The sequence below is a fragment of the Citrobacter sp. Cf118 genome (genome assembly GCF_030334095.1).
Classification (GTDB): Bacteria; Pseudomonadota; Gammaproteobacteria; order Enterobacterales; family Enterobacteriaceae; genus Citrobacter; species Citrobacter freundii.
In genome coordinates, this window is record NZ_JAOWES010000079.1 from 37,346 (window position 1) to 48,425 (window position 11,080).

Genomic DNA, 11,080 nt, shown 5'->3' on the forward strand with positions numbered 1-11,080 from the left:
CGTTATCGGGCGGAGGGGCTCTTTTCTTGTACGCTTTTTTCAATTTTGAACGGATCAATTCCGCGTTTTTGCATCCGCCGGAAGCGAATAATGTTCAGGCCATTCATCACCAGAAAACTCCCTTCGATCATCGTCCCGCCAATCGATCCCAGCCAGAAATTATGGATAACCCAACAGGCGGTTGCGCACCACATTACGCAACGCACGGTTAACCCTTTGCAGCGAAACAGCGCCCAGGTGCTGGCCAGCGTGCCAATTATCGGTAACAGCTCCATCGCATGCTGTAATTTCGCCAGACCGAGAACCAGGGTGAGGATAATAAAAACGGTCATCACCCACAGTTTGCGGGTATGCATTGAGACAAGTGTGCGGATGGTGTTGAGTTCTGCGCTCATTCCCGCGGGCCAGGCGCCCATCAGAAAAAAATGCACGCCAATGGTGGCGCTATAGACAGCAAGTTGCAGCCGGAAGCGGCGCTCATCGCGATTGAAAAAGGTGGTAATGCCGATCAGAAAGGCGATGACACCTACGCCCTGGGCCAGCCAATACGCGGTCATGAATGATCCTTGTCAGGTAATGCAAAAACAAACGGCGCTCCATATTATGAAACGCCGTTTTTAGATTCCACCATAAACAAACTTACCCAAAAGATTTTGTGCTACAGCAAGGCGGCAAGTTCGCACATCCCCGAGAGCTTACATGAGTAAGTGACCGGGGTGGGCGAACGCAGCCAACACAGCTGTGGTGCAAAAGATGAAGGGTAATTACAACGTTACGCCGCTTTTAAAGATAGCCAGTTCCCGGAAATCGTTGCGCTCGTTGCAGGTTTGCTTACCGTTGGCGAACTCAACGATCGTATCGACAAACTCGCTCAGCAGTTGAGGCATCGCTTTACCGTGGATCAACTGTCCAGCGTCAAAATCGATCCAGTGCTTTTTCTTCGCTGCCAGCTCGCTGTTGGTGGCAATTTTCACCGTCGGTACAAAACCACCGTACGGCGTACCGCGACCGGTACTGAACAACACCATATGACAGCCCGCGCCCGCCAGCGCGCTGGTGGCGACGGCATCGTTGCCCGGTGCGCTCAGCAGGTTCAGGCCGTGGGTTTTCAGACGCTCGCCGTAGCGCAGCACGTCAACCACCTGGCTGGAGCCCGCTTTTTGCGTACAGCCCAGCGATTTATCTTCCAGCGTGGTGATACCGCCCGCTTTGTTGCCCGGCGATGGGTTCTCGTAGATCGGCTGGTCGTGGGCAATGAAATACTGCTTGAAGTCATTAACCATGGTGACCAGCTTGCCAAACGTTTCTTCATCGCGGCAGTGGTCCATCAGCAGCTGCTCGGCGCCGAACATTTCCGGTACTTCGGTCAGCACTGTAGTTCCGCCGTTAGCAATCACGTAGTCGGAGAAACGGCCCAGCATCGGGTTGGCGGTAATACCGGAGAGGCCGTCAGAGCCGCCGCATTCCAGACCAAACTTCAGCTCGCCCAGCTTACCCGGTTCACGCTTATCGTTACGCATCACGTTGTACAGCTGGTGAAGATGTTCAATCCCCGCTTCCACTTCGTCTTCCTGATGTTGGCAGACCATGAAGTGAACGCGATCAGGATCGTACTCGCCTAAGGTTTCGCGGAAAGCATCCACCTGATTGTTTTCACAGCCCAGACCAACCACCAGCACCGCACCCGCATTCGGATGGCGCACCATGTTTTGCAGCATGGTGCGAGTATTAATGTGGTCGTCGCCGAGCTGTGAACAGCCGTAGGTGTGGCTGAAGAGATGCACGCCGTCGATTCCTTCGGCGTCGTTAGTCTCTTTCAGAAAACGGTTCTGCATCTGGCGCGCCATGGCATTAACGCAGCCTACCGTCGGTAGGATCCACAGTTCGTTGCGCACCCCAACGTCACCGTTCGCGCGTCGATAAATCTGCACATCGCGATCCGCCGGTTGTGCAACTTCCGCCTGAAAATCAGGTTGGTAGCGATACGTATCCAGGTCGCTCAGATTGGTACGCGTGTTGTGAGCATGAATATGCTCACCCGCCGCAACATCCACCAGCGTATGGCCAATTGGCAAACCGTATTTAATGACGTTTTCGCCTTTCGCAATATCGCATAAGGCGAATTTATGGCCACGAGAGACCGCCTGGCGCAGGATTACCGCCTGCCCATCAACGGTGACTTCGTTTCCTTCAGCCAAATCAGCAAGCGCAACCGCGACGTTATCCAGCGCATGGATCTTGATGTATTGCATACCTTCACCCAGGCCTTAGTTCAGTTCAATGGCGAAATAATCGCGCGCATTGTTGAAGCAAATATTTCTGACCATTTCACCCAGCAGCTGGATATCTGCCGGTGCTTCACCTGCAGCAACCCAACGGCCAATCATCTGGCACAGAATACGACGGAAGTATTCGTGACGGGTGTATGACAGGAAGCTACGGCTATCGGTCAGCATGCCGACGAAACGGCTCAGCAGGCCGAGCTGGGCCAGCTGCGTCATCTGACGTTCCATCCCGTCTTTCTGATCGTTGAACCACCAGCCGGAACCGAACTGCATTTTGCCCGGCATACCTTCGCCCTGGAAGTTACCGATCATAGTGCCCAGCACTTCGTTATCACGCGGGTTCAGGCAGTACAGAATGGTTTTCGGCAGCAGGTTTTGTTCATTCTGCTTGCTCAGCAGTTTGGACAGTTCTTCCGCCATCGGACGATCATTGATGGAGTCGAAGCCGACGTCCGCGCCGAGCAGTTTGAACTGACGCAGGTTGTTATTACGCAGCGCGCCGATGTGGTACTGCTGTACCCATTCGCGACGGGCGTATTCAGCGCCGAGGAACACCAGAACGGCGGTTTTGAACTGCGCCACTTCATGTTCACTCAGGGTTTCACCCGCCAGGCGACGCGCCAGAATGCTATCCAGCTCAGATTCGTTAGATTCTGCAAACAGCACCACATCCAGCGCATGGTCAGAGACTTTACAGCCGTGAGCTGCGAAGTGATCAAGACGTTTGGTCAGTGCAGCTTGCAGGTCGCTGAAGCGGCGGATATCCGTGTCAGACACTTCACCGAGCTTCGCCATGTAGTCATTAAAGGTCGCCAGCTCAATGTTAAAGGCTTTATCCGGACGCCAGCTCGGCAGCACTTTCACATCAAAGCTTCCGTCTTTAGCAACGGCCGCATGGTGCTCCAGAGAGTCGATCGGATCATCGGTAGTGCCGACCATTTTCACATTCATCTGCTGCATGATTCCGCGCGCAGAGAATTTATCCTGCGCCAGCAGCTCGTTGCACTGGTTCCAGATTTCGTCAGCCGTTGCCGGAGACAGCAGCTTACCTGTAATACCAAACGGACGACGTAATTCGAGGTGGGTCCAGTGGTACAACGGGTTACCGATGGTGTGCGGAACCGTGGCGGCCCATGCGTCAAACTTCTCGCGATCGGACGCATCGCCGGTACACAAGCGCTCAGCGACGCCATTGGTACGCATCGCACGCCATTTGTAGTGATCACCCTTCAGCCAGATGTCATACAGGTTATTAAAACGGTAGTTTTCAGCGATTTGTTGCGGTGGTAAATGGCAGTGGTAATCGAAGATCGGCTGGTCTTTGGCATAATCATGGTACAGACCGCGGGCAAATTCGGTGTCCAGCAGGAAATCTTCAGTCATAAACGGGGTCATTATCGTCTTCCTCTCAACGAGTGCGTCAGATTGCTTATGTTTTGATGTTGACAAAGTTATCACACCAATTTCTATACGCTGAAGATATTTTCGTGAGTTAGATCAACAAATGGTGACAAAAAAATTACTCTCAAAGAGGTAAATCACGCGTCAAGCCGCGCCAGTTCTGGCTTTGCTGAATCGAAATAATGACCACACGAAGATTCACACTTTTGTGATGGCACTCACCTTTTAAAGCTGTATGACAAGTTATCTTTTGGCCGTCGCGATACATAAGCCGACGGAATGCAAATTACCGATGGATATCCATCGGATTGACCGGTACGGAAACCGAATTAGCACAATTATTGACATGGCAAAGTTCGGGGAGTACCGGCTTTTTTCGGTCCCCCCTCGTAAAAGAACATCCTCCGCCCTGAACTGGAAGATGACCGCTCGTTCGCGGACATAACAAAACGATGAGGTTTTACATGCGTAAAATTAAAGGGTTACGTTGGTACATGATTGCACTGGTGACACTTGGCACCGTGCTGGGTTACCTGACACGTAACACTGTGGCGGCAGCTGCGCCAACTCTGATGGAAGAGTTACACATCTCCACTCAACAGTATTCCTATATCATCGCAGCGTATTCTGCTGCTTACACCGTAATGCAACCCGTTGCCGGCTACGTGCTCGATGTGCTCGGCACAAAAGTGGGTTATGCGATGTTCGCCGTTCTGTGGGCCGTCTTCTGTGGTGCGACCGCACTGGCTGGCAGTTGGGGTGGACTGGCGCTGGCGCGTGGCGCGGTAGGTGCCGCTGAAGCCGCAATGATCCCTGCGGGTCTGAAAGCCAGTTCTGAATGGTTCCCGGCAAAAGAGCGTTCAATTGCCGTAGGTTACTTTAACGTCGGCTCTTCTATCGGCGCGATGATTGCTCCACCGCTGGTGGTCTGGGCCATCGTCATGCACAGCTGGCAGATGGCATTCATTATTTCCGGTGCGCTGAGCTTCATCTGGGCGATGTGCTGGCTTGTGTTCTACAAACACCCGCGCGACCAGAAAAAACTGTCTGATGAAGAACGTGATTACATTCTGAATGGTCAGGAATCACAGCATAAAAACGCGACCTCGAAAAAAATGTCGCTCGGTCAGATCCTGCGTAACCGCCAGTTCTGGGGCATCGCGCTGCCGCGTTTCCTGGCAGAACCGGCATGGGGGACCTTCAACGCCTGGATCCCGCTGTTCATGTTTAAAGTCTACGGCTTTAACCTGAAAGAAATTGCGATGTTTGCCTGGATGCCGATGCTGTTTGCTGACCTGGGCTGTATCGTTGGGGGTTACTTACCGCCGCTGTTCCAGCGCTGGTTCGGCGTTAACCTGATCGTTTCGCGTAAAATGGTCGTCACCATGGGTGCATTGCTGATGATTGGCCCAGGGATGATCGGTCTGTTCACCAGCCCATACATTGCTATCGCCCTGCTGTGCGTCGGTGGCTTTGCTCACCAGGCGCTGTCCGGTGCGCTGATCACACTCTCTTCTGACGTGTTTGGTCGTAATGAAGTGGCAACGGCGAACGGTCTGACCGGTATGTCCGCCTGGCTTGCAAGTACGCTGTTTGCGCTGGTCGTCGGCGCACTGGCTGACACCATCGGCTTTAGCCCACTGTTTGCCGTACTGGCGGTATTCGACCTCCTCGGCGCGTTAGTCATCTGGACAGTATTGCAGAACAAATCGGCCAGCGAGGTAGAGTCAGAGTCGCAAACTGGCGATCCCGCTGCGCAAAGTTAACCGGACAAGATTTAACAAGGTTTTGTCATGCTAAGCCGCCAGTTATCTGGCGGCTTTTTTGACGTCGCGAGTGGAGCCGTAATCGTAAAAGTGGTATAACAAATAGAGTCTGCCGTATCATGCCTGGAGCGCATATGGAAATCACTGAACCACGACGTTTGTACCAACAACTTGCCGCTGATCTGAAAGAACGCATTGAGCAGGGCGTCTATCTGGTGGGTGAAAAACTCCCCGCAGAGCGCTTTATCGCCGATGAAAAAAATGTCAGCCGTACCGTGGTTCGTGAAGCGATTATCATGCTCGAAGTTGAGGGCTATGTAGAAGTGCGCAAAGGTTCTGGCATTCATGTCATTTCGAACCAGGCCCGTCACCAGCAGGCCACCGACGAATCGCTTGAATTCGCCAATTATGGTCCTTTCGAGCTGCTTCAGGCTCGTCAGTTAATTGAAAGCAATATCGCTGAATTTGCTGCTACGCAGGTTACCAAGCAAGACATCATGAAACTGATGGACATTCAAGAGCATGCGCGGAATGAAAAATGCTTCCGCGATTCCGAATGGGATCTGCAGTTTCATATTCAGGTCGCGCTAGCCACGCAGAACTCAGCGCTGGCCGCCATCGTGGAAAAAATGTGGACCCAGCGCAGCCACAACCCGTACTGGAAAAAACTGCACGAGCATATCGACGCACGTACCGTCGATAACTGGTGTGATGACCATGATCAAATTCTCAAAGCACTGATCCGTAAAGATCCCAATGCGGCAAAACTGGCGATGTGGCAGCACCTGGAGAATACCAAAATCATGTTATTCAACGAGACCAGCGATGATTTTGAGTTCAACGCCGATCGTTATCTTTTTGCAGAAAATCCGGTCGTTCATCTCGATACGGCAGTTAACAGCGCTAAATAAGCAATCTTTTCGATGCAGGCGCGACAAAGCGCCTGTTTCTCCTGCTTGGTAAGCATTAGGTATAAAGTGTCAGCCTGTGTAAATCCTCTCGCCTCCCTCCATTGCGATAAGCAAAATCACAGTTCAACAACCGTAATTTCTATAACGGACAACGTTGACCTTTGTTACAATTAGATGCTATTTGAATTTTTGTGTTTGAGAGCTTGCTTACTTCACAACTTTACAGGGAATAGTTCAGGCCGTGAATTTGTGTCAGACCGCGATCCATGTAAAAAACACCAATAAAATTGCGGCGTTACAAACTCCAGAAAACCGGCATGACGACAACCGATTCTCCAGGAATATTGAATGGAACTACTGACTCAATTACTGAATGCTTTATGGGCTCAGGATTTTGAAACGCTGGCCAATCCTTCCATGATTGGCATGCTCTATTTCGTACTATTTACCATTTTGTTTCTGGAAAACGGACTGCTGCCAGCGGCCTTTTTACCTGGCGACAGTCTACTGGTGCTGGTCGGCGTACTTATCGCCAAAGGCGCGATGGGTTTCCCGCAAACGTTACTGCTGCTCACTACCGCAGCCAGCCTGGGTTGCTGGCTTAGCTATATCCAGGGGCGATGGCTGGGGAATACCCGCACAGTACAAAACTGGCTATCTCATCTGCCCGCGCATTACCATCAGCGCGCGCATCATCTGTTCCATAAGCATGGTTTGTCTGCGCTGCTGGTCGGTCGCTTCATCGCGTTTGTCAGAACATTACTGCCGACCATCGCAGGATTGTCCGGCCTGAACAATGCGCGCTTTCAGTTCTTCAACTGGATGAGTGGACTGCTTTGGGTTTTGATTCTCACAACACTTGGTTATCTGCTGGGCAAAACGCCGGTGTTTCTCAAGTATGAAGATCAGCTGATGTCTTGTCTGATGCTGCTTCCTGTGGTGTTACTGGTGTTTGGTCTGGCAGGTTCACTGGTTGTTCTTTGGAAGAAGAAATACGGGAACCGAGGATAAATTATGCTGAAATCATGCATAACGCTCCGACGACTTGCCTGGTCCACCACTTTTATGTTGTTCATTGGCGCGTTGCTCCTGACCTGGTCTGTCATTCGCCAGCAGGAATCAACGCTTGCCATTCGTGCCGTAAACCAGGGAGCCAGCATGCCTGATGGCTTCTCTATCTGGCATCACCTGGATGCCAACGGCATTCGTTTTAAAAGCATCACTCCGCAAAATGACGCACTGCTGATTACCTTTGATTCCAGCGCGCAGAGCGCAGCCGCAAAGGTCGTGCTGGACCGAACGTTACCGCACGGTTTCGTTATTGCTCAGCAGGATGATGATAATCAGGCGGTGCAGTGGTTATCCCGCTTACGTGATACTCCACACCGCTTTGGTTAATTTCCAGGAATCTGAATTAGATCACTCACTTTGGTGATTTCACCGTTTAGCGCCTATGATTAATAAACTGGGCTTATGACCCAACGTTTTATTATTCTGGAGCATCGACCCTAAACGACGAGGTCGAATCACAATGGAAGGTTCAAGAATGAAATACCGCATCGCTTTGGCAATTAGCCTTTTCGCTCTAAGTGCCGGCAGCTACGCCAACACCCTCTGTCAGGAAAAAGAACAAGACATTCAGCGGGAGATTAGCTATGCCGAAAAACACAATAATCAGAGCCGCATCAATGGGCTGAACAAAGCGCTGAGCGAAGTCAGGGCAAACTGTACTGACAGCAAACTGCGCGCCAACCATCAGAAAAAAATCGCCGAGCAGAAAAATGAGATTGCCGAGCGTCAACGTGACTTAGCCGAAGCTAAGCAAAAAGGCGATGCGGATAAGGTCGCAAAGCGCGAACACAAGCTTGCTGAAGCTCAGAAAGAGCTAAAAGAACTCGAGACCCGCGATTACTAAGTACGGTAACTAGCCACTCAACTGGAGAAAACTATGTCGAAAGATAATGCTACGGAAAACCTGCGCGCTGAGCTGAAATCTCTTGCGGATACGCTTGAAGAAGTACTTAGCTCTTCTGGCGATAAGTCGAAGGAAGAGATGAGTAAAATTCGCAGCAAAGCCGAACATGCGCTGCGCGAGAGCCGCCATCGTCTGAGTGAAACCAGCGATGTGATTGCCAAACAGACCCGTGAGGCCGCGGCTAAAGCCGATAACTACGTGCGCGAAAACCCATGGACAGGCGTCGGCATTGGCGCTGCAGTCGGTGTGGTGCTTGGTGTACTGCTGTCGCGCCGTTAACAATGGCTGATTCTCAACACGCACAAGGTCCAGGCAAAGGCGTACTGGGTATTGGACAGCGGATCCTGACGATTCTCGTTGAGATCGTAGAGACGCGGCTGCGGCTGGCCGTCGTTGAGCTGGAAGAGGAAAAAGCCAACCTCATCCAGATCCTGCTGATGCTTGGGCTGACTATGCTGTTCGCGGCGTTTGGCCTGATGAGCCTGATGGTACTTATCATCTGGGCCATTGACCCTCAATACCGCCTGAACGCCATGATTGCCACCACCGTAGTGCTGTTGCTGTTAGCGCTGATTGGCGGGATATGGACGCTGCGTAAAGCGCGTAAAACAACGCTGCTACGCCATACGCGCAATGAACTCGCGAACGACAGGCGGGCTCTGGAGGATGACGCATAATGAGCAGTAAAGTCGAACGTCAACAACGTAAGGCGCAACTGCTTGGACAGATCCAGCAGCAACGGCTGGATCTGTCTGCTACTCGCCGCGACTGGCTGGAAGCCACCGAGGTCTACGATCGTGGCTGGAAGACGCTGTTGAACCTGCGCGGCTGGGTGTTAGTCGGGAGCAGTATTATGGCGGTTCGCACCATCCGTAACCCAAATCTGCTGGTCCGCTGGGCCAAACGCGGCTTTAGCGTCTGGAGCATCTGGCGTCTGGTGAAATCGACCATCAGACAGCAGCAACTGCGCGGCTAATCCCTTCCCTACTCCCAACCTCAAAATTTTTGAAAAATACTGACAGTTTTCCTTGCTAACAATTCTCATTAGCCACGTTTATTATTCTCTTCATCGACAGCAACGACGCGCTCAGCAGCGTCGTTGCACAAAAAACACAATAAGCCGCCTGAGTGGTTTCCTGGAGAGTATGATGAAGAAATTAGAAGATGTTGGTGTACTGGTAGCGCGCATTCTGATGCCAATCCTGTTTATTACCGCAGGTTGGGGAAAAATCACCGGATATGCAGGTACCCAACAGTACATGGAAGCCATGGGCGTCCCAGGATTTATGCTGCCGCTGGTGATTCTGCTTGAGTTTGGCGGCGGTCTGGCAATTCTGTTCGGTTTCCTGACCCGTACTACCGCGCTGTTCACCGCAGGCTTCACGCTGCTGACGGCGTTCCTCTTCCACAGTAACTTTGCGGAAGGTGTGAACTCTCTGATGTTTATGAAAAACCTGACCATCGCAGGCGGCTTCCTGCTGCTGGCTATCACCGGTCCGGGCGCATTCAGTATTGACCGCGTACTGAATAAAAAGTGGTAAGCAAACTATACTGAACACATCAAAAAGCGAGGAGATATCTCCTCGCTTTTGCTATCTGAGGAGACGAAAATCATGGGACAACTGATTGACGGCGTCTGGCATGACACTTGGTACGACACCAAATCAACCGGTGGGAAATTTCAACGTTCTGCATCGGCTTTCCGTAACTGGCTCACCGCAGATGGCACGCCTGGCCAGACCGGTGAAGGTGGCTTTGCTGCCGAAAAAGACCGTTATCATCTGTACGTTTCTCTGGCCTGTCCGTGGGCGCATCGCACATTGATTTTGCGTAAACTTAAAGGGCTGGAACCGTTTATTTCCGTTTCCGTTGTGCATCCGCTAATGCTGGAAAACGGCTGGACCTTTGACGACAACTTCCCAGCGGCAACCGGCGATACCCTGTATCAGCACGAGTTTCTTTATCAGCTCTATTTACACGCCGATCCTCACTACAGCGGTCGGGTGACCGTTCCGGTACTGTGGGACAAAAAAAACCACACTATTGTCAGCAACGAATCTGCAGAAATCATCCGCATGTTTAACACTGCGTTTGATGCGCTGGGTGCGAAAGCCGGGGATTACTATCCACCTGCCCTGCAAAGCAAAATCGACGAGCTGAACGGCTGGATTTATGACAACGTCAATAACGGCGTGTATAAAGCGGGATTTGCCACCAGCCAGGAAGCCTACGACGATGCCGTGGAAAAAGTCTTTCAATCTCTGGCACGACTGGAGCAGATCCTGGGTCAGCATCGCTTCCTGACCGGTGACCAGCTAACTGAGGCCGATATTCGCCTGTGGACCACGCTGGTGCGCTTTGATCCGGTTTATGTCACCCACTTCAAGTGCGACAAACACCGCATCAGTGATTACCTGAATCTGTACGGTTTTCTGCGCGATATCTACCAGATGCCGGGCATTGCGGAGACCGTCAACTTTGACCATATCCGTCATCACTACTTCCGTAGCCACAAAACAATCAACCCGACCGGTATTATTTCAATCGGCCCGTGGCAGGATCTCAGCGAACCTCATGGGCGTGACGAGCGTTTCGCCTGATTTACACTGGCCTCCGCTTATTCCTCCAGGCTACCGGGTCGGGCGCGAGGAAACGTCCCTGTAAAACGCGCCCTGAACCCGCATCCATGCGGGTTCTCCCGGCCTTACGGAAACACGTCGGCAATTTTCAGCCGGACCAGCC

13 protein-coding genes are annotated in these 11,080 nt (G+C 52.0%); 10 read left to right on the forward strand and 3 right to left on the reverse strand.

Annotated elements, in window-relative coordinates:
- Window positions 1–2: 2 nt before the first annotated feature.
- The 3 genes from OGX67_RS08960 to uxaC all read right to left on the reverse strand — a co-directional run bounded on the left by OGX67_RS08960 (window position 3) and on the right by uxaC (window position 3,680).
- On the reverse strand, window positions 3–557 hold the full coding sequence (locus OGX67_RS08960; protein WP_003024807.1) for a YgjV family protein: 555 nt from the start codon (window positions 555–557) through the stop codon (window positions 3–5).
- A 207-nt stretch (window positions 558–764) separates the two neighbouring features.
- A complete protein-coding gene (locus OGX67_RS08965; protein WP_003024809.1) occupies window positions 765–2,252 on the reverse strand; it encodes a UxaA family hydrolase in 1,488 nt (495 codons plus the stop codon).
- Window positions 2,253–2,267: 15 nt separating this feature from the next.
- Entirely contained in the window at window positions 2,268–3,680 is a 1,413-nt protein-coding gene (gene uxaC, locus OGX67_RS08970) for a glucuronate isomerase (RefSeq protein ID WP_257651757.1), read from the reverse strand.
- A 470-nt stretch (window positions 3,681–4,150) separates the two neighbouring features.
- Here uxaC and OGX67_RS08975 point away from each other — a divergent pair, with 470 nt between their 5' ends.
- The 10 genes from OGX67_RS08975 (at window position 4,151) to yqjG (ending at window position 10,938) form a co-directional block, all read left to right on the forward strand.
- Entirely contained in the window at window positions 4,151–5,452 is a 1,302-nt protein-coding gene (locus OGX67_RS08975; RefSeq protein ID WP_003024814.1) for an MFS transporter, read from the forward strand.
- Between the two features lie 134 nt (window positions 5,453–5,586).
- Window positions 5,587–6,363 (forward strand): transcriptional regulator ExuR, encoded by a 777-nt coding sequence (gene exuR / locus OGX67_RS08980; RefSeq protein ID WP_003024817.1) that lies wholly within the window; start codon window positions 5,587–5,589, stop codon window positions 6,361–6,363.
- 348 nt (window positions 6,364–6,711) lie between these two features.
- Window positions 6,712–7,374, forward strand: coding sequence for a DedA family general envelope maintenance protein YqjA (gene yqjA / locus OGX67_RS08985; RefSeq protein WP_048218685.1), 663 nt, complete (start codon window positions 6,712–6,714; stop codon window positions 7,372–7,374).
- An 18-nt stretch (window positions 7,375–7,392) separates the two neighbouring features.
- Window positions 7,393–7,761 carry an EnvZ/OmpR regulon moderator MzrA gene (mzrA, locus tag OGX67_RS08990; protein WP_162838710.1) on the forward strand — a complete coding sequence of 123 codons (369 nt, stop codon included), beginning with the start codon at window positions 7,393–7,395 and terminating at the stop codon, window positions 7,759–7,761.
- Window positions 7,762–7,909: 148 nt separating this feature from the next.
- Window positions 7,910–8,278 carry a DUF1090 domain-containing protein gene (locus tag OGX67_RS08995; RefSeq protein ID WP_003024825.1) on the forward strand — a complete coding sequence of 123 codons (369 nt, stop codon included), beginning with the start codon at window positions 7,910–7,912 and terminating at the stop codon, window positions 8,276–8,278.
- A 33-nt stretch (window positions 8,279–8,311) separates the two neighbouring features.
- Window positions 8,312–8,617 (forward strand): ElaB/YgaM/YqjD family protein, encoded by a 306-nt coding sequence (locus OGX67_RS09000; RefSeq protein ID WP_003024832.1) that lies wholly within the window; start codon window positions 8,312–8,314, stop codon window positions 8,615–8,617.
- Between the two features lie 2 nt (window positions 8,618–8,619).
- A complete protein-coding gene (locus OGX67_RS09005) occupies window positions 8,620–9,015 on the forward strand; it encodes a phage holin family protein (RefSeq protein ID WP_003024834.1) in 396 nt (131 codons plus the stop codon).
- Window positions 9,015–9,314 carry a YqjK-like family protein gene (locus OGX67_RS09010; RefSeq protein ID WP_003024845.1) on the forward strand — a complete coding sequence of 100 codons (300 nt, stop codon included), beginning with the start codon at window positions 9,015–9,017 and terminating at the stop codon, window positions 9,312–9,314. Before OGX67_RS09005 ends, OGX67_RS09010 begins: the two co-directional genes overlap by 1 nt.
- Window positions 9,315–9,486: 172 nt before the next feature.
- Window positions 9,487–9,879 (forward strand): DoxX family protein, encoded by a 393-nt coding sequence (locus OGX67_RS09015; RefSeq protein WP_003024847.1) that lies wholly within the window; start codon window positions 9,487–9,489, stop codon window positions 9,877–9,879.
- Between the two features lie 72 nt (window positions 9,880–9,951).
- A complete protein-coding gene (gene yqjG, locus OGX67_RS09020; RefSeq protein WP_032950281.1) occupies window positions 9,952–10,938 on the forward strand; it encodes a glutathionyl-hydroquinone reductase YqjG in 987 nt (328 codons plus the stop codon).
- The last annotated feature ends 142 nt before the right edge of the window (window positions 10,939–11,080 follow it).